Genomic DNA, 17,960 nt, shown 5'->3' on the forward strand with positions numbered 1-17,960 from the left:
GCAGCCTCCTGTTCATTTGATTTTTATTTTAGCGCAAATGAACAGGCGGTGCCAGCTTTACCCCGTCGCTGAGCAAGCGTGATGCCTGTTACTCAGGCTTCTCCTGCTGTAACGCCTGCAGAATCTGCCACGCCGCCTTTATACGCAGCGGATCAGGGTAATTCTTGTTGGCGAGTATCACGACGCCGCTGTTCCTCTCAGGAATAAAGGCGATATAGGCACCAAATCCATTGGTTGCACCGGTTTTATGCACCCAGCTGGCGCTCTGCGACGGCCCGACCGGATTGAGCAGCGTTGCCGGGCGGGGTTGCAGCGCAACACCATTATCGCTGTCACCCATCAGCGTGTCGGCAGTCACCGGCCAGTCGTAGATCTCCCAGCCCAGTCCCTGAAACAAGGTGCCGACTTTGAAGTAGCGCGCCTGCGCGGTGCGAATGGCATTACGCAGCACGGCATTCCCCGAAGAGAGGCGGTTAGGATCCACATTTGCCTGCATAAAGGTGAGCATGTCACGCGCGGTGGATTTAACGCCGTAGGCTTCTGCATCCAGCATGGCGGGTGAGACCCGTACCGGCTGGCCATTTTTATAGCCCCAGGCGTAGTCCAGCATCATCGAGGGCGGCACGGTGATATAGGTGCGCGTCAGACGCAGTGGCTGAAACACATTTCGCGCCATCGCCTGCTCATAATCGCCCTTCACCATCAGCGAACCAAACAGACCGATGCTGGCGTTAGAGTACTGCCGGAGCGTGCCGGGCGCTGCTTCTGGCTGCCATTCCTGATAGAAACGCAGCAGCGAAGCCTGATCGGTGACGTCATCCGGCAACTGTAAAGGCAGTCCGCCCGCGGTATAGGTCGCCAGATGCAGCATCCGCACCGGACGCCACTGCTCACCGGTCAGCTGCGGCCAGTACTTCTGCACCGGATCGTTAAGGCGTATTTCGCCGTTGCGGATCATGACGCCAGCCAGGGTGCCGGTAAACGTTTTGCTCACGGAGCCCAGCTCAAACAGCGTGTTTTCCGTGACCCGGCGGCGTGATTCGAGATCGGCCACGCCGAAGTTCACAAACTGCGCCCGGCCTTTGTAAAGCACCGCCACCGACATGCCGGGGATCTCCTGCTGCTCCATCAGCGGTTCGATCGCGGCTTTAACCAGAGAAGTAACCTGCTGTGAAGAGAGATCGGCGGCGACACAGCTGGCAGAAAGAGAGAATAACGCGAGATAAAACAAAGACTTTTTCATTGGCAACTAAGGGATTCTTCACTCAATTAAATTATTTACACTGGTCGGCACAGGCCTGGACGCACATCTGAGCCTGAGAACTGCAGCCACCGTTGTCCCGGGTGTTGCAGTGCGATTGTTCTGTGTAGCAGTTGGTCTGACAGGCGGAGACATCGCAGCGGGCAGCGACGGGCGTCAGCTGTGCCAGGGGCGCGCGGGCCGGAAAAAGCGGTGCGGGCAGAGCGAAGGCGCTGCTGCCCAGTAATCCGGACAGCAGCAGGCTGATGATCATTTTCATAAGAGTTCTCCAGAGGGACGCTGCACTAAGTATGGCCAGTCTGGCGCGCCCCGTCAGAGAAATCTAATCAAATTGAGACTACAGGGGGATGTTGAGTGACATTAATCACGCCACGGCTGTAGATATCGTTGAGCCGGGCAATGTAACGCTGGGTGTCATGCTGATCTTTGATGCGCAGAATCGCCGCCTCACCTTTCTCCTGCAGCATCTCAGGACGGTCGATAATGGCGAGCAGTATCGATTTCAGCCCCTCCACCAGCGACTGGCGTAGCTGCGTTTTCTGCTCTGGCGAGGTAATACTGTATTCACGGTCAGCGTTAAGCGGACTCGCAATCACCCAGCCTGCGCTGGCAGGATTAATCTCTGGCAACGCGCGCACGTTGCTGGTGATCACCGGGCAGCCGTTAGCCTGCATCTCCAGTACCGAGAAACCGTACGTCTCCTGCCAGGTTGGTAGCAGTCCGGCATCGCTCTGGCGGAACAGCTGCATCAGGGCGCCGTTATCCATCTGTGAATGATGCGTGAAGCAGCGATAGCGTTTGATGCGGTTCTCAATGCCACTATAGAACGTCTCATCATCCTGGAACTGGCGGTGCGCCACGTTACGACGCTTGGCGAGATCGCCAATCAGCTGCACATCCAGCTGCGACTCTTCCAGTTTGCGCTCTTCAATCAGCTCACTGATCGCCAGCACAACTTCAGCCCCGCCTTTGCGGTAGAACTCGTTACCGGCAAAGGTCAGTTTCAGAATACCGGGCTGACGCGGCGTTTTCTGCTGGACAAACAGCTTCTGCGGCGGATGCAGCACCAGGGTTTTACGGCGGATTTGCTGGGCAATATCCGGCCTGAACAGTTTCATCTGAATGTTCAGGGTGGCATCTGAGATGGCAATCAACCCCAGGCAGTTATCTTTTAACAGATAAGGAATGAGGCGTTTCAGCTCGGGGTTATCCTGCTTGGCGACGCCCGCCACCGGCAGCACACGCGGCAGCTCCGTTTCAAACGACGCGACCCACTTCTGATGGGTTATCGCCACTTCATTGAACAGATGCAGGATGTCAGCCCGCGATGCCCCTGAAAAAGGCACAGGCTGAAAGACAAAGGTTTTATTTTTTTTGAGCAATCGGGTTCGTAGCGGGTTAATAAAATAGAACAGATTGCTCTTTTTCAGATTGATATATTCGTTATCCGGATTAACTAAGATATTACGCTGCTCCGGATACTGGTTATTCGTGATTCCAATTTTCATGTTCGCCTTCCAGAGTCCTTGTGTCCGGAGTGATCTATATCACGTGATCGTGACTGGCGGGTCTGAGCAATATCCTAAAAGCCCGTAATGACGCGGCCTGAACGCTTTTGCTAATGATTGCGCACGGTGCTAAAACAGACACAATTGTGTCTGGTTATGAATTTGCATTTTTTATTAACAGGTGTGTTTAACTGTGTCAGGCTAACCCCTTATTGAATATAGCGATTATTTTCCGGGAAATATTCGCGCCAGTTGTTATGTAAATGTTTAATTAATTGTCAGGAATATTAGCGAAGCGGATGAGGATTTTAGTTAATAACTTTTAAAGTAATAAGAATGACCATGCTGAAAAGTGCCCGACGCGTTCCACTGGCTGATGATTAACACAGACACAGACGGGCGATAATGAAACAAATGATGCAGTACGGTTATAGCCGCACCCTTTTTGCACGCCCGTTTGCCACAATTCAGTGCAACTGATTAAGAGGAAGGCGGGAGTCAGGTGCCCCCCATTATACATTAAGCCTATGATTTACATTGTTATTTATATGAAACTCTCTACCACCATCTCTCTGGTACAAAAGTTGCAGGAAGTGACGTATGCAGACAGGAGAGCATTATGAAAGCAATCGTGATTGGTGGCGGTATAGGCGGCATGAGTAGTGCCATTGCGCTGGAGAAATCCGGAATTGACGTTGAGGTCTTTGAAGCCGTAAAGGAGATGAAGCCCGTCGGCGCGGCGATTTCCATCTGGCCCAACGGGGTTAAATGCCTGAATGCGCTGGGCATGAAAACCGCGCTGCGTGAGCTGGGCGGGAACATGGCCTATATGGCCTATCACGATGGCACCACCGGCGCCCCCCTGACCCGCTTCAGTATGGCGCCGCTGGTGCAGCAGGTTGGCGAATATCCCTGTCCGGTGGCGCGGGCAGAACTGCAGGCGATGCTGATTGATACCTTCGGGCGTGAACGGGTGCAGTTTGGTAAGCGGGTGATCCAGGTCGAGCAGACCGGTAGTGGCGTGATTGCCACCTTTTCCGACAACACTCAGGCCACCGGCGATTTCCTGATTGCCGCCGATGGCACCCATTCGGTGATCCGAGAGTATGTGCTGGAGCAGAAACTGGAACGACGTTACGCCGGTTACGTTAACTGGAATGGCCTGGTCACTGTAGATGAGAGGATTGCGCCCGCCGATCAGTGGACCACCTTTGTCGGTGACGGCAAGCGGGTGTCGCTGATGCCGGTCAGCGGCAATCGATTCTACTTCTTCTTTGATGTGCCGCTGCCGAAGGGACTGCCGCAGGATCGCAGCACGGTGAAAGCGGACTTAACCGGCTATTTTCAGGGCTGGGCGGAGCCGGTACAGCAGCTGATCGCGGCAATCAATCCTGACACCACCAATCGGGTTGAGATCCACGACATTGAACCTTTCAGCCGCTTTGTTAAAGGACGTGTGGCCCTGCTGGGCGATGCCGCCCACAGCACCACGCCCGATATCGGCCAGGGCGGCTGCGCGGCGATGGAAGATGCCGTGGTACTGGCCTCGACGCTGACTTCTCATTCACTGGGTATTGAAGATGCACTGCTGCGCTATCAGGCGCGACGGGTTGAACGGGTAAAAGATCTGGTGCTGAAAGCGCGCAAACGCTGTGACGTCACCCATGCGCGCGATCCGGCGATCACGGCAGAATGGTATGACTCTCTGAAAAGCGAAACCGGTGAACGGGTGCTGGCCGGAATGTGCGAAACCATTGAAGGTGGCCCGCTGGGTTAACACTAATAAAACCGGGCTGTCAGCGTGACTAATGCCAGTCAGTTAAGCGACAGGTGATAGCGCAGTCTGGTGCCGGACAGGGCCTGGCGGTCCTCGCGCCGCTGCGCGGTTCCTTCACTTCATTCCTCTGCCTGACGGAGGGCCGATCCCCGAACGGTTCGTCGGCACGCCGTCAAAGCCGTAGGTACTGCGTGAGCGGCGCGAGGACGGCCCGGCAGCAGCAGAGGTGCGCTGGCCCGCACTACGGCTCGCTCGCCCGGAAAAAAAGCTGCCACGTTTGACCGTGACAGCCTTTACAAATCTAATCTTAACTGACCAGCATTAGTCAGCGTGACAGCCCTTTTGGTTATGACTCCGCCAGACCACGATTTTTCAGCATGGGCTCCAGCTGCGGAGGCCCGCCCCGCCAGCTTTCATACAGTGTTTTGAGATCGCTGCTGTTCCCCCGGGACAGAATTTTCTGTCGGAAGAGGTCGCCGTTCTCGCGCGTCAGTCCGCCCTGTTCCGCAAACCACTGATAGCCATCGTCGGCGAGCATCTGCGTCCAGATATAGGCGTAATAACCTGCTGCATAGCCACCGCCCCAGATGTGCTGGAAATAGCTTGAGCGATAGCGCGGCGGCACCGCCGTCAGCGCCAGATTATCGCTCTGTAACGCCTGCTGCTCGAATCCCTCCACGCTTTGCGGCGCGGAATCACGGTTAAGGCTGTGCCAGTGCAGATCCAGCAGCGCGGCAGCCAGCAGCTCGCTCATCTCGTAGCCTTTGTTGAACGTGGCGGCCCGGACGATTTTTTCATGCAGCTCAGCGGGCATCAGCGCCTGAGTCTGATAGTGGCGAGCGTAGTTGCGGAACACCGCTGGCTCGCTGGCCCAGTGCTCGTTGATCTGCGAAGGAAACTCGACGAAATCGCGCGGGGTTTCCGTTCCCGACAGGCTCGGATAGCGCTGGCTGGCAAACAGACCGTGCAGCGTGTGACCGAACTCGTGAAACATCGTGATGACGTCGTCCCAGCTCAGCAGCGCCGGTTCACCGGCTGGCGGTTTGGTGTAGTTACAGACGTTGTAGATCACCGGTTTGCTGTCGAGCAGCGTAGACTGGTTGACGAAGTTGCTCATCCAGGCACCGCCGCCTTTGCTGTCGCGCTTAAAAAAGTCGGTGTAAAACAGCGCCAGCGGGGTCTCATCGGCGTCAAAAATCTCATAGACCTGGACGTCGGGATGATAAACCGGCAGATCCTGTCGCGGCGTGAAACGGATGCCATAGAGCTGCGTCGCCGCCCAGAACACGCCATTCTGCAGCACCGAATTCAGTTCGAAGTAGGGCTTAATCTGGCTCTCATCCAGATCGTAACGGGCACGCCGCACCTGTTCGGCATAAAAACGCCAGTCCCAGGCCTGCAGGGTAAAATCGCCCTGCTGCTGATCGATGGTCTGCTGGATAGCCGCCGCTTCACGCTCCGCACGACCGCGCGCGGCAGGCACGATGTTATGCATAAACGCCAGCGCCGCCTTAGGCATTTTGGCCATCTGATCCTGTAACTTCCACTCGGCATAGCTGGCAAATCCCAGCAGCCGCGCCTGCTCCGCCCTGACCTGCGCCAGACGTAATACCAGCTCGCGGGTGTCGTTCTCATCGCCTTTTTCAGTGCGCGTGACGCCCGCCTTAAACAGCGCTTCACGGGTTGCGCGATCGGCCAGGCTCTGTAGTGCGGGTTGCTGGGTGGTGTTTTGCAGCACCAGCAGCCAGCGCTTTTCCAGTCCGCGTGCCTGCGCTTCCGCCTGCGCCACCGCCAGATCGGCCGGTGAGAGTCCCGCCAGCTTCTGCAGATCATCGACGACCAGCCCGCCCGCTTTAGTGGCGGCCAGCAATTTGTTGGTGAAGCGGGTACCGAGGCGGGCCGCTTCCTGATTCAGTGTCTTGAGCTGCTGTTTCTGCGCTTCCGGCAGATTAGCCCCCGCCAGCTGGAAACGCTGCCAGATCACCTCAACCAGCCGTTTTGATTCAGCATCCAGTTTAGCGCGCTGCAGATAGACCGCATCGAGCCGCGAAAACAGCGGGCGGTTAAGCATGATGTCATCGTTGAGCGCGGTGAGCTGAGGCGCAATTTCCTCATCCACCTGCTGCAGATACGGGCTGGTATGCGACGAGGTCATGGCACTGAACACCAGATTCACCCGGTTGAGCAGTTGTCCGCTCCTCTCCAGCGCCTCATAAGTGTTGAAAAAGCTGGGCGCGTCGCTGTTCAGTGCGATCGCCTCGATCTCCTGACGCTTCTCCTCAATGCCCGCCTGCAGCGCGGGCAGGAAATCCTGCTCCTCAATCTGGTCAAAAGGAGGAGTCTGGTAAGGCAGTGTGCTGACGCTAAAGAAGGGATTCTGACGGGCGTTCATGGTTCGCTCCTGGTGGGCATCGCAAAGTCTTATCCTGACAGGTTGCCGCGCAGGCGACAACTCAGGCGACGTGCTGCTGATAAACGCTGATGATTTCACCGGCAATCGCCACCGCAATCTCGGCGGGCAGCTTGCCTTTGACGTCCGGCAGGCCAATCGGACAGCGCAGGCGCGCCAGCGGTTCGCTCGCCACACCCTTGCCCGCCAGCCTGTAGCGGAAACGCTGGTTTTTCGTTTCAGAACCGATCACCCCGGCATAGCGGAAATCGCCGCGCTTCAGCACCGCCTCGCACAGTTCGAAGTCGAGGGGATGATGATGGGTCATGATGATGAAGTAGCTGCCTGCGGGTGCCTGTGCTACGCAGTCGAGTGGGTCGTCAGGCTGAAGCGTCACCACGCCAGCCGGAACGTGGCTGAACTGCGCCGGACGGCTATCGATCCAGTTTATGTGACAGGGTAACGTTGCCAGCAGGTTGACCAGGGCCTGTCCCACATGGCCTGCGCCAAAAAGGTAGATCTCCGGCTGCGCCTGCAGCAGCGGCTCAAACAGCAGCGTGGTTTTGCCGCCACAGCACTGTCCGAGCCGCGCGCCAAGGCTGAAATCCTCGGTGTGTGGCGCAGTTGCCCCACTCTGCAGCATCGCCCTGGCCTGGGCGATGCACTCAAACTCCAGATGACCGCCACCGATGGTGAGATAACTCTCCTGCTGCGTCACCACCATTTTGCTGCCGCTGTCGCGCGGCACCGAACCGTGCTCACTGAGCACGGTGATTAATACGCAGCTCTGACGTTTTTCACGCAACTGATGCAGCACGCCAATCCAGTCATGATAAATCATCAACCCCTCCCGTCAGGCGCTGCACGCCCCAGAAGATGCGCTCCGGCGTCGCAGGCGCGTCCAGCAGTGGGTGCTGCCGGTAATCGGAGACGCTGGCGACCGCATCCTGCAGGGCACACCAGGCGGCGATGCCCAGCATAAACGGCGGTTCACCTACGGCCTTGGAGTGGAACACCGTGTCTTTAGGGTTTTTACGGTTCTCCACCAGCGTGACCCGCAGGTCCGCCGGAACGTCGCTGATGGCAGGAATTTTGTAGCTCGCCGGGCCATCGGTCAGCAGCTGGCCTTTATCACTCCACACCAGCTCTTCGCAGGTAAGCCAGCCGACGCCCTGTACAAAGCCTCCTTCAACCTGGCCGATGTCGATGGCCGGATTCAGCGAGGCACCGACGTCATGCAGAATGTCGGCACGCAGCAGGCGGGATTCGCCGGTCAGAGTATCAATCACCACTTCACAGCAGGCTGCACCGTAAGCGTAGTAATAGAACGGCGTCCCGCGACCCGCGACCCGGTCGTAATGAATCCCCGGCACGCGGTAGTAGCCGGTGGCGGAGAGCGGAACCTGATTCAGCCACGCCAGCTTCGCCACCTCGGCGAAGGTGTAATGTTTATCCCCGGCGCGCACCACCCCGTTGCGGAAGCTCACCGCCGCCGCGTCGCACTGGTGTAGCCCGCAGAGCATGGCGGTCATGCGATCGCGCAGGATCTCAGCACCATTCTGGGCCGCTTTTCCATTGAGGTCAGCCCCGCTGGAGGCCGCGGTTGGCGAGGTGTTGGGCACTTTGCCGGTGTCGGTAGCGGTGATCTGAATTTTATCGATCTCAATCTGCAGCACTTCGGCGACAATCTGAATCACCTTGGTGTTCAGGCCCTGGCCCATCTCGGTGCCGCCGTGGTTAAGCTGCACCGTGCCGTCGGTGTAGATCAGAATCAGCGCCCCCGCCTGATTGAGAAAGCTGGAGGTAAAGGAGATGCCGAATTTTACCGGCGTCAGCGCCAGACCGCGTTTCAGCAGCGGACTGCGGGCATTAAACGCCTTAATCTCCGCGCGGCGAGCCTGATAGTCGCTGCTCTGCTCCAGCTGTTCGGTAATCTCATCCAGCAGGTTATCCTCTACCTGCTGGTGATAATGAGTGATGTTGCGATCCTGCTTGCCATAGTAGTTACGCTTGCGCAGCGCCAGCGGATCCAGCCCGCGCTCACGGGCGATGTGATCCATGATCTGTTCAATCGCCACCATACCCTGCGGCCCGCCAAAACCCCGATAGGCGGTGTTCGAGGCGGTGTTCGTGCGGCAGCGATAGCCGGTTACCCGTGCATCCCCGAGGTAATAGGCGTTATCGGCGTGGAACATGGCACGATCGACAATCGATCCGCTAAGATCCAGCGAATAACCGCAGTTTCCGGCCAGATCGATTTTGATGCCGCACAGACGCCCATCCTCTTCAACGCCCGCTTCGTAGCGCACAAAGAACGGATGGCGTTTGCCGGTGACGCGCATATCGTCGCGACGTGAAAGCCGCATCTTCGCCGCCCGGCCGGTCTGGCGCGCCACGATGGCGCAGAGACAGGCGACACCGGCCGCCTGCGTCTCTTTACCACCAAAGCCACCGCCCATCCGGCGCATATCTATCGTCACCTGATTCAGGCTGATGCCCATCACTTCCGCCACCAGTTTCTGCACTTCGGTGGGGTTCTGGGTTGAGGAGAAGACCTGCAACTGCTGATCTTCACCGGGAATAACCATTGCCGTCTGGGTTTCCAGATAGAAATGCTCCTGGCCGCCAATGTGAAACGCCCCGCTGACCCGATGCGGCGCACGCGCCAGGGCCGCTTCCACATCACCGCGCTGGTGAATGTGAGGTTCCTGCACAAAGCTGCCATGTGCCAGCGCCTGTTCCACATCCAGCAGCGGTTCCAGCACCTCATATTCAATTACCGCAGCGGCCGCGCCAAGACGGGCAGCTTCAGGGGATTCCGCCGCCACCGCGATCACGATCTGTCCCAGATACTCTACTTTGTCATGGGCCAGCAGCGGGTCGCCCGGCTCCAGCGGCCCGACATCATTGATGCCCGGCACATCCTGCCAGGTCAGGACGCTGACGACGCCGGGAACGGCATAACAGGGCTGCACATCAATATGCAGGATGCGCGCATGAGCATACTCACTCAGGCGCGGACAGAGATGCAGCAGACCCGGCAGCTCCGGCTTATCGTCAATAAAACGCGCCTCGCCGGAGACATGTTTTTCCGCGCTCTCATGGCGGTTACTGCGACCAACGCCGCTCTGTAAATCAGCGGCATACTGCGCCTTAATGACCTCTTCGTTGAGTTCAGGACGGTTATGAGACATAGCGGGCCACCTCAATACAGGTTATTTCGCCGTTGTGGCGATGCCAGTAGCGGCGCAGCAGGTTGCGCGCGACCTGCAGACGATAGTCACTGCTGGCGCGGAAATCGGAGAGCGGCTGGAAATCCTCTGCCAGCGCCGCGGCAGCGCGTGACACCGTCACGGTATTCAGCGGCTCACCGATGAGTGCCTGTTCACAGTGACGGGCACGCTGTGGTGTTGCCGCCATGCCGCCAAAGGCGATGCGGGCACTGCTGACAGCGCCCTGTTCAATCTGCAGATTAAAGGCGGCGAACACGGCGGAGATATCATCGTCCAGCCGTTTGGACACTTTCCAGGCCACAAAATCAGGTGACACCGTCACTTTATCGATGCGAATGGCGCGAATAAACTCCCCTGTTTCGAGCCGGGTCTGGCGATAGCCGGTAAAGAACTGATCCAGCGGCAGGCTGCGCTGCTGCTCACCGCGCTGTAACAACAGGCTGGCGTTTAAGGCCAGCAGCGCCGGCGAGGCGTCGCCAATGGGGGAAGCGTTACCGATGTTGCCGCCTAATGTGCCCTGCAGACGGATTTGCAGCGAGGCAAAGCGTTGCAGCATCTCGCTGACGCCGGGAATGCGGCTGGCAAGAAATTCGCTGACCTGCTGCAGCGAAGCCCCTGCGCCCAGCAGGTAGTGGTCATCAAATTCGCTGCAGACTTTGAGCGCGGCAACCTGCTCCAGCGCAATCAGCAACGGTATTCTTTTATGCTGCTGGGTAATCTGCAGGCTGAGATCGGTGCCACCGGCAATCAGCCTCGCCTCGGGATGTGCCAGATAGATCGCCGCCAGCTGAGCCGGAGTTTTGGGCAGGAAGCAACGGCGACCCTCACCCCCTAATTCCTGCATCTCCGGGGTTGCCAGCGCCTCAAGCCGCTGCACGGTTGCGGCGGCACCTTGATCGAACTGGTCTGTCACCGGCTGCGAGCAGAGCTGTTTGGCGGCGGCCATAATTGGCCGGTAACCGGTACAGCGGCAGAGGTTGCCCGCCAGCGCAGTTTCCGCCTGATGGCGATCCCAGCCCGAAGCGGTTTTTTGCAGGCTGAACAGCGACATCACAAAGCCTGGCGTGCAGAATCCGCATTGCGAGCCGTGACAGTCGACCATCGCCTGCTGCGCCGGATGCAGTGCGCGGCCGTGACGCAGATCCTCAACCGTAATCAGCTGCTTGCCCTGTAACGCGGAGACCAGCGTCAGGCAGCTGTTGATCGTTTCATACTGCATTGTTCCCCCGACGGCTTTGCCCAGAGTCACACTGCAGGCGCCACAGTCGCCAGATGCACAGCCCTCTTTGGTGCCAGGGCGTTGCTGACGGGTGCGCAGGTAGTTGAGCACCGTGAGGTTGGGGTCGAGCGCGTCCTCGCTGACCAGCTGGTTATTTAACAGAAACTGGATCATGCGGCTTGCTCCTGTGCGTCGCGCTGCCAGACCGGACGACCGGCTACCCAGGTCTGGGCAATATTGCGGTCGTCGCCGAGCGTCATTAATACAAACAGTTTTTCCCAGATATCTTTGCTGTTGCCGATGCGCAGTTGCTGCAGGGCAGAAACCGCCGGGTCCAGCACCACAAAATCCGCTTCTTTACCGATGTTGAAATTTCCGATGACGTGGTCGAGATCCAGCGCGCGCGCCCCGCCCAGCGTGGCGTGATAAAAGGCTTCGGCCGCGCTGAGCCGGTAGTGCTGTAGCTGGCCCACCTTGTAGGCTTCGCCCAGGGTCTGCAGCATATTAAAGGTGGTGCCCGCGCCGACATCGGTGCCGATCCCCACTTTCACCCCCTGCTGCCAGCTGCGTTTCAGGTTAAACAGGCCACTGCCGAGAAACAGGTTTGAGGTGGGACAGAAAGCAATGGATGAATCGGTATCGTGCAGACACTGCCATTCGTTCTCTTCCAGATGCAGACAGTGAGCAAAGACGCTGCGGCGGCCGGTCAGCTGGTGATGATGATAAACATCCAGATAGCCTTCACGCTCCGGGAACAGTTCTTTGACCCAGGCGACCTCCTGCGGGTTTTCGCTGAGATGGGTATGCAGCCAGGTATCCGGGAACTCCTGACGCAGCTGCTGCACTTTTTCCAGCAGCTGTGGGGATGAGGTCGGCGCAAAGCGCGGCGTCAGGGCGTAGCTCAGGCGTCCGCGCTGGTGCCAGCGCTCAATCAGCGCCCGGGTCTGCTGGTAGCTCTGTTCAGGGGTTTCGATCAGGTTGTCGGGCGCATTGCGATCCATCATCACTTTCCCGGCAATCAGCCGCATGTTCAGCGCTTCGGCGGCGCTGAACAGCGCCTCCACCGATTGCGGATGGACGGTGCCAAACACCAGCGCGCTGGTGGTGCCGTTGGAAAGCAGCTGATGCAGGAAGAAGGCGGACATCCGCGCAGCGTGATCGGGACAGTGATACTGCGCTTCAACCGGGAAGGTGTAGTGATTCAGCCACTCCAGCAGCTGTTCGCCAAATGCGCCAATCATCTCTGTCTGCGGATAGTGAATGTGGGTATCGACAAAGCCCGGCACGATCAGTCTGCCGCGCAGGTCGATGACCGGATGCCCCGCCAGCATCGCCTCGCTATTCTCCCAGCTATCCAGCCCCACTACGCATCCATCACGCAGCAGCAGCACCGCATCCTCAAGATAGCGGGCCTGGCCGGCCAGGTCGTCGGGACGATCCACCACGCCGGTAAAGTCAAAGAAGCTGGCACGTATCGCCGTGTCGGTTGCTGAAAGCATGGGTAGTCCTTTCTGAAAGCGCGATGTTATATCTGCAGATGATTATCTGAATAATCCTGTGCAACCTGCGTGCCAGAATTGAAATAGAATAAATTCTTTAAATATCAGTCAAATAAGTTAAAAGAGGAAAGTTGCGCAACAAATAAGGACTGAGATGGCTTAGCAACCGTTTGCGGAACGGATGCAAACGGTTGCTACTCAATATTGCGCGCCCTGAACATTTTGAGTATGGCGGGTTACCCGCAAACCTGCCCTTTAACGGTGCAATCTGCCCTGAAAAGGCGCAGCTGGCTACCCGTTAAAATCCGTTTACAGGTCAGGCAGTTTTTCCACGCGCAGAAGCGGAAATGAAATGCTATGGTGAAGCCATCGACTCTGAAAATGGCATAAGGAACAGTGAGATGATTATTTTTGTCACCGGTGCGACCGCCGGTTTTGGTCAAAGCATCACCCGTCGCTTTATTGAGAATGGTCATAAAGTGATTGCCACTGGACGACGGGCTGAACGTTTAAAAGCGCTGAAGGATGAACTGGGCGAGAATATTTATACGGTACAGCTCGATGTGCGTAACCGTGCCGCCATTGAAGAGGCGGTGGCGCAGTTACCGGCGGAATGGCGCAATATCGACGTGCTGGTCAACAACGCCGGTCTGGCGCTGGGCGTCGAACCGGCGCACAAGGCCAACGTCGAAGACTGGGAAAACATGATTGACACCAACACCAAAGGCCTGGTCTATATGACCCGCGCCCTGCTGCCACAGATGGTGGAGCGTGATGTCGGTCATATCATCAATATCGGTTCAATTGCCGGCAGCTGGCCCTATGCCGGCGGCAACGTCTACGGCGCCACCAAAGCCTTTGTGCGCCAGTTCAGCCTGAATCTGCGAACCGATTTACACGGCACCGCGCTGCGTGTGACCGACATTGAACCGGGTCTGGTCGGTGGCACAGAGTTTTCCAACGTGCGCTTTAAGGGCGATGATGACAAAGCGGGTCAGGTCTACGAAGGGGCTACCGCCTTAACGCCGGAAGATGTGACAGAAGCCGTATACTGGGTGGCCACACTGCCTAAACATGTCAACATCAATAGCCTTGAGATGATGCCGGTCAGCCAGACGCTGGCGGGGCTGAAAGTGCATAAACCTTAACTCCCTGCAGCGCCAGCCCTCACGGCTGGCGTTACCCGCGTCCCCAGCCCATCACGATAATCAGCATGCCGCTGAATGCGATCAGAGCCCCGCTCCAGTCCCACACACTTAGCTTCACGCCATCCACCACCCGCAACCAGAGCAGCGCGGTAAGCACATAAACGCCACCGTAGGCGGCATAAACCCGTCCGCTGGCAGCGGGATGCAGCGTCAGCAGCCAGACAAACAGCGCCAGACTTGCTGCCGCAGGGAGTAGCAACCAGACTGAGCCGCCTTTTTTCAGCCATAACCACGGCAGAAAGCAGCCGGTAATCTCCGCCAGCGCGGTAATAAAAAACAGCAAGGCGGTTTTAATCAGCATCCTTACCTCTCCTTAACGTAAACAAACGACTCACTGCTGGTGAGCAAAGAAACGGCGATGATATACTAAGAGCCAGGCCCATCAGGCTGTTTTATTTGTCCGTCTGAACCTGGGCAGTGCTCACCCTCCTCACGTACACCCTGTACGCGCCGGTTGTTATGCGCTGTCTGTGTTCAGACTGTCTGCCTCAATGCCCCCTGATGAGCCAGGCTCTAAGCATGCCCGCTGCAACCGCTGTCGTGGATGGCGATGTTTGCGTTAACTAAAGGATAGTGTGATGAAAAAAATGATCCCTGCCGTGCTGATGGTTCTCCTCTCCACTGCGGCATTCACTGCCACTGCGAATACTAATCGTCTGATTATCGAAGATGGCAGTTCCGCGCTGAGCAATGAAGCAGCGCGCCAGGATAAAGAGCAATGGAATGACACGCGCATGCTGCGCAACAAAGTGAACACCCGCGTCGAAAAAGAGTTTGATAAAACCGATCGTGCGTTTGATACCCGCGACAAGTGCGAGCAGAGCCTCAATCTCAACGCCTACTGGGAGCCCAACACCCTGCGTTGTCTGGATCGCCGTTCCGGTCGCCCGGTAGCGCCGTAAATTTGAGCTATAGTAATGACGACGACTAACATAAGGAAGACGTGATGAAGCTACAGAGGGTTTTGTTAAGCGCGGCGTTATTTGCTCTGCCGCTGATGGCGCAGGCATCCTGTGAATCGGTAAAAACCGAAATCAGCCAGAAAATTATTCAGAACGGTGTACCTGAGTCGGGTTTTAGTCTCGACATCGTCGCCAACGATCAGGTTGATCAGGCGGGTGGCCAGGTCGTCGGACATTGTGAGAACGACACACAAAAAATTGTTTATAAGCGCTCAGGCAGTGACAACGAAGCCAGCGTACCTGCCAGTGTCGGCAGTTCGCAGGACTCATCTGCCCAGTAGTTCTGTTCAAATCAGGGCGACATCCTGTCGCCCTGCCTGTTAGTCCGCCTGTTCCGGCCGCTGACGCGGCATCATCCATGCCACACCCACCGCAAACAGCGCAATCACCAGTGCCACCACGAACACCCAGTGCAGTGAGGCGGCAATGGCTGCTGTCATCTGCTGCAGGGTTTCCGGCTGTAACTGCTGACGGCTGGGTTCGGACATAATCTTCTGCACCGGATCCTCGACCTGCGGCAAACGCCACTGCAGATTGAGATTCAGCACCGCGCCCATGATCGCCGTCCCTACCGCCGACCCGATCATCCGGCTGAACATAATTGAAGCGGTACAGATGCCGCGAATCTGGTAATCCGCCTGATTTTGCACTGATACCAGGAACGTGGTGCTGGTCATTCCCATTCCGGTACCGATCAGAAACGCCGTAAAGCCCGCCTGATAGAGTGAGCTTGCGGGCTGTAAAAACAGCAGCAAGGCACTGCCGGTCACCAGCAACAGCGCCCCAAGCTGGGCGGTGAAGCGGTAGGAGGTGTGCAGCATCAGTCTGCCGCTGAGGGTGCTGGCCAGCGGCCAGCCAATCGACATCATCGCCAGCACACTGCCCGCCTGTAACGGTGAACCGCCACTGATCCCCTGAATCCAGGTGGGCAAAAAGGCGCTGATGCCCATCATGGCCGCCCCGATGATGAGGTTGCCCGCATTACCCGCCACGATAAGCCGGCTGCGCCAGATTATCAGCGGAAACAGCGGTGCCGCTGAATGCAGCTCGTGGCGTCTGAGCTGCCAGCCAGCGAACAGTGAGAAGAGCAGAAACGGCACCAGCCAGATGCCCAGCTGTTCCGCCTGCAACAGCGCAATCAGCAAGGCCGTCACGCAGAGCATCAGCCAGCCGCTGCCCGCCAGGTTCAGCGGCTGCGACTTCTCCTCCTTCTGGTGCGACGGTAGCCAGCGCCACAGCATCAGCATGCTGATAAGGCCGATGGGCAGATTGACCCAGAAAATCACCGACCAGCTAAAGTGCTGTACCAGCCACGCGCCGGTCAGCGGTCCCACTATCGCCGCTACACCCCAGACGCTGGAGAGCCAGCCCTGCACGCTGGCGCGTTCGCGCGGCGAATAGATATCCGCCACGATGGTGGAGCTGAGCGGCATGATCGCCCCCGCCCCCAGGCCCTGAAACGCCCGGAACAGGATCAGCCAGGTCATGGTATGGGCAAAGCCACACAGCACCGACCCCACCAGGAAAATCGACGTGCCGACAAAAAACATCGTTTTGCGACCCACCATATCCGCCAGCCGCCCATAGAGCGGCACGCTGACCGCCTGGGTCAGCAGATAGATCGAGAAGACCCAGCCAAACTGCGAAAAACCGCCGAGGTCAGCAATGATGGTGGGCATCGCGGTGGCCACAATAGTGACTTCAATGGCCGCCATAAACATCGCCAGCATGCAGGCGATTAAGACCCAGTGGCGATGTCCGGTCTGGAGTTGTGCGCTTTCAGTCATAGGGTTCCTTTTTTAATCTGCAAGGCTAGCTGAAAAACAGACAATGCAGTTTCCCGCGCGTGCGCATTTTCTGCGCCCTCTGTGACAGTGTCACCAGAAGTCGATGAAAATTTTTTATTGTCGCATTAGCCCAGCGGCTACGCGGCTTTAACACCATTTTAACCTGTTTCTATCTCTCTGATTTGTGGCTTAAAAGCTGGCTTGTGCAATAAAGGGCTGCTATAGCATTACACCATCTTATTCAGTATTCACTGAAAAAGAGTGGGTAAACAGTCATTTTATCTACATTTTATCGCAGTTTCGGTATTGGGCGCGGCGGCATTTTTTGCCGTACCTGTCGGGCTGTTTATGGTTGTTATAACAATTGAGATCGTAATCAGGGAGATTCTCCTATGCAAAATGCTTCACTGGCCCGACGCGCCGGTCTGGCACTGCTTGCAGTGGTCGCGGTGATCGCGGTGCTGATCTGGGGCCTTGGCTGGGATCAGCTGGTCGCACGTAAAGTCGATCTGCTTTATCTCGGGCAACAACACCTCTTCTTGGTCTTCTGGTCAATGCTGTTCGCTTTGCTGGTCGGTATCCCCAGCGGCATCCTGCTAAGTCGCCCGTTTGCACGTCGCTGGGCAGAGTACGTGATGCAGATTTTCAATGTCGGTAACACCCTGCCACCACTGGCGGTACTGGCTCTGGCGATGGTTATTATCGGGATTGGCGACCGTCCGGCGCTGATTGCGCTGTTTCTGGCTTCGCTGCTGCCTATCGTCCGCAACACCTTCTCTGGTCTGAGCGCAGTTCCCCCGTCGCTGATTGAGGCGGCCAACGGCATCGGCATGACCAAATGGCAGCGTCTGCGTCAGGTAGAGCTGCCGAATGCCTTGCCGGTCATCCTCTCTGGCGTGCGCATCGCCACCGCCATCAATGTCGGCACCGCCCCACTGGCGTTCCTGATTGGCGCCAGCAGCTTTGGCGAGCTGATCTTCCCGGGCATCTATCTGAATGACTTTCCGACGCTGATACTCGGCGCCGTCGCCACTGCACTGGTGGCACTGGTACTGGATATGATGCTGGCCGCGCTGGGCCGCTTTCTGAGTCCGCACGCTGCGGCCTGACCACAAGG

At 57.5% G+C, this 17,960-nt stretch carries 15 protein-coding genes; 5 read left to right on the top strand and 10 right to left on the bottom strand.

Annotation, left to right across the window (positions count from 1 at the left end):
* Positions 1-88 precede the first annotated feature (88 nt).
* The 3 genes from ampC to ACK13D_RS05145 all read right to left on the bottom strand — a co-directional run bounded on the left by ampC (position 89) and on the right by ACK13D_RS05145 (position 2,769).
* Positions 89-1,243: a class C beta-lactamase gene (gene ampC / locus ACK13D_RS05135; RefSeq protein WP_418795861.1), complete on the bottom strand. Its 1,155-nt coding sequence runs from the start codon at positions 1,241-1,243 to the stop codon at positions 89-91.
* Positions 1,244-1,274: 31 nt separating this feature from the next.
* Positions 1,275-1,520, bottom strand: a complete 246-nt coding sequence (locus ACK13D_RS05140) for a hypothetical protein (protein ID WP_418795862.1) — start codon at positions 1,518-1,520, stop codon at positions 1,275-1,277.
* Positions 1,521-1,587: 67 nt separating this feature from the next.
* Positions 1,588-2,769 carry a glycosyltransferase family 4 protein gene (locus ACK13D_RS05145; RefSeq protein ID WP_022625633.1) on the bottom strand — a complete coding sequence of 394 codons (1,182 nt, stop codon included), beginning with the start codon at positions 2,767-2,769 and terminating at the stop codon, positions 1,588-1,590.
* 619 nt (positions 2,770-3,388) lie between these two features.
* Between ACK13D_RS05145 and hpxO the strand changes: the two genes are divergently transcribed.
* Positions 3,389-4,546: an FAD-dependent urate hydroxylase HpxO gene (hpxO, locus tag ACK13D_RS05150; RefSeq protein WP_418795864.1), complete on the top strand. Its 1,158-nt coding sequence runs from the start codon at positions 3,389-3,391 to the stop codon at positions 4,544-4,546.
* Positions 4,547-4,892: 346 nt separating this feature from the next.
* Here hpxO and dcp read toward each other — a convergent pair whose 3' ends face one another.
* From dcp to guaD, 5 genes are all read right to left on the bottom strand, one after another.
* Positions 4,893-6,938 carry a peptidyl-dipeptidase Dcp gene (gene dcp, locus ACK13D_RS05155; protein WP_418795866.1) on the bottom strand — a complete coding sequence of 682 codons (2,046 nt, stop codon included), beginning with the start codon at positions 6,936-6,938 and terminating at the stop codon, positions 4,893-4,895.
* Between the two features lie 61 nt (positions 6,939-6,999).
* Entirely contained in the window at positions 7,000-7,776 is a 777-nt protein-coding gene (xdhC, locus tag ACK13D_RS05160; RefSeq protein ID WP_187495574.1) for a xanthine dehydrogenase accessory protein XdhC, read from the bottom strand.
* On the bottom strand, positions 7,763-10,129 hold the full coding sequence (gene xdhB / locus ACK13D_RS05165) for a xanthine dehydrogenase molybdopterin binding subunit (RefSeq protein ID WP_187500058.1): 2,367 nt from the start codon (positions 10,127-10,129) through the stop codon (positions 7,763-7,765). Before xdhB ends, xdhC begins: the two co-directional genes overlap by 14 nt.
* Entirely contained in the window at positions 10,119-11,561 is a 1,443-nt protein-coding gene (gene xdhA / locus ACK13D_RS05170; RefSeq protein WP_418795869.1) for a xanthine dehydrogenase small subunit, read from the bottom strand. The genes xdhB and xdhA overlap by 11 nt, the downstream gene beginning before the upstream one ends.
* A complete protein-coding gene (guaD, locus tag ACK13D_RS05175) occupies positions 11,558-12,886 on the bottom strand; it encodes a guanine deaminase (protein WP_010244825.1) in 1,329 nt (442 codons plus the stop codon). The genes xdhA and guaD overlap by 4 nt, the downstream gene beginning before the upstream one ends.
* Positions 12,887-13,287: 401 nt before the next feature.
* Here guaD and ydfG point away from each other — a divergent pair, with 401 nt between their 5' ends.
* Positions 13,288-14,034: a bifunctional NADP-dependent 3-hydroxy acid dehydrogenase/3-hydroxypropionate dehydrogenase YdfG gene (ydfG, locus tag ACK13D_RS05180; RefSeq protein ID WP_010244822.1), complete on the top strand. Its 747-nt coding sequence runs from the start codon at positions 13,288-13,290 to the stop codon at positions 14,032-14,034.
* A 31-nt stretch (positions 14,035-14,065) separates the two neighbouring features.
* Here ydfG and ACK13D_RS05185 read toward each other — a convergent pair whose 3' ends face one another.
* Positions 14,066-14,392, bottom strand: coding sequence for a YnfA family protein (locus ACK13D_RS05185; RefSeq protein ID WP_029519527.1), 327 nt, complete (start codon positions 14,390-14,392; stop codon positions 14,066-14,068).
* Positions 14,393-14,672: 280 nt separating this feature from the next.
* Here ACK13D_RS05185 and ACK13D_RS05190 point away from each other — a divergent pair, with 280 nt between their 5' ends.
* Together ACK13D_RS05190 and ACK13D_RS05195 are read left to right on the top strand one after the other, a co-directional pair.
* A complete protein-coding gene (locus tag ACK13D_RS05190; RefSeq protein ID WP_010244816.1) occupies positions 14,673-14,996 on the top strand; it encodes a DUF1283 family protein in 324 nt (107 codons plus the stop codon).
* Positions 14,997-15,040: 44 nt separating this feature from the next.
* On the top strand, positions 15,041-15,337 hold the full coding sequence (locus ACK13D_RS05195; RefSeq protein ID WP_033757708.1) for a DUF1161 domain-containing protein: 297 nt from the start codon (positions 15,041-15,043) through the stop codon (positions 15,335-15,337).
* 39 nt (positions 15,338-15,376) lie between these two features.
* Here the strand turns inward: ACK13D_RS05195 and ACK13D_RS05200 are convergent, their stop codons facing one another.
* Positions 15,377-16,843, bottom strand: a complete 1,467-nt coding sequence (locus ACK13D_RS05200) for an MDR family MFS transporter (protein WP_192072680.1) — start codon at positions 16,841-16,843, stop codon at positions 15,377-15,379.
* A gap of 392 nt (positions 16,844-17,235) precedes the next feature.
* Between ACK13D_RS05200 and ACK13D_RS05205 the strand changes: the two genes are divergently transcribed.
* On the top strand, positions 17,236-17,952 hold the full coding sequence (locus ACK13D_RS05205; RefSeq protein ID WP_010244807.1) for an ABC transporter permease: 717 nt from the start codon (positions 17,236-17,238) through the stop codon (positions 17,950-17,952).
* Positions 17,953-17,960: the final 8 nt, after the last annotated feature.

Source organism: Pantoea sp. K16 (assembly GCF_048452805.1).
In the GTDB taxonomy this organism is placed as follows: Bacteria; Pseudomonadota; Gammaproteobacteria; order Enterobacterales; family Enterobacteriaceae; genus Pantoea; species Pantoea agglomerans.

Excerpts from the sequence above, each read along its gene's own strand:
- ampC (WP_418795861.1), bottom strand. The coding sequence starts at position 1,243 with ATGAAAAAGTCTTTGTTTTATCTCGCGTTATTCTCTCTTTCTGCCAGC.
- ACK13D_RS05140 (WP_418795862.1), bottom strand. The coding sequence starts at position 1,520 with ATGAAAATGATCATCAGCCTGCTGCTGTCCGGATTACTGGGCAGCAGC.
- ACK13D_RS05145 (WP_022625633.1), bottom strand. The coding sequence starts at position 2,769 with ATGAAAATTGGAATCACGAATAACCAGTATCCGGAGCAGCGTAATATC.
- hpxO (WP_418795864.1), top strand. The coding sequence starts at position 3,389 with ATGAAAGCAATCGTGATTGGTGGCGGTATAGGCGGCATGAGTAGTGCC.
- dcp (WP_418795866.1), bottom strand. The coding sequence starts at position 6,938 with ATGAACGCCCGTCAGAATCCCTTCTTTAGCGTCAGCACACTGCCTTAC.
- xdhC (WP_187495574.1), bottom strand. The coding sequence starts at position 7,776 with ATGATTTATCATGACTGGATTGGCGTGCTGCATCAGTTGCGTGAAAAA.
- xdhB (WP_187500058.1), bottom strand. The coding sequence starts at position 10,129 with ATGTCTCATAACCGTCCTGAACTCAACGAAGAGGTCATTAAGGCGCAG.
- xdhA (WP_418795869.1), bottom strand. The coding sequence starts at position 11,561 with ATGATCCAGTTTCTGTTAAATAACCAGCTGGTCAGCGAGGACGCGCTC.
- guaD (WP_010244825.1), bottom strand. The coding sequence starts at position 12,886 with ATGCTTTCAGCAACCGACACGGCGATACGTGCCAGCTTCTTTGACTTT.
- ydfG (WP_010244822.1), top strand. The coding sequence starts at position 13,288 with ATGATTATTTTTGTCACCGGTGCGACCGCCGGTTTTGGTCAAAGCATC.
- ACK13D_RS05190 (WP_010244816.1), top strand. The coding sequence starts at position 14,673 with ATGAAAAAAATGATCCCTGCCGTGCTGATGGTTCTCCTCTCCACTGCG.
- ACK13D_RS05195 (WP_033757708.1), top strand. The coding sequence starts at position 15,041 with ATGAAGCTACAGAGGGTTTTGTTAAGCGCGGCGTTATTTGCTCTGCCG.
- ACK13D_RS05200 (WP_192072680.1), bottom strand. The coding sequence starts at position 16,843 with ATGACTGAAAGCGCACAACTCCAGACCGGACATCGCCACTGGGTCTTA.
- ACK13D_RS05205 (WP_010244807.1), top strand. The coding sequence starts at position 17,236 with ATGCAAAATGCTTCACTGGCCCGACGCGCCGGTCTGGCACTGCTTGCA.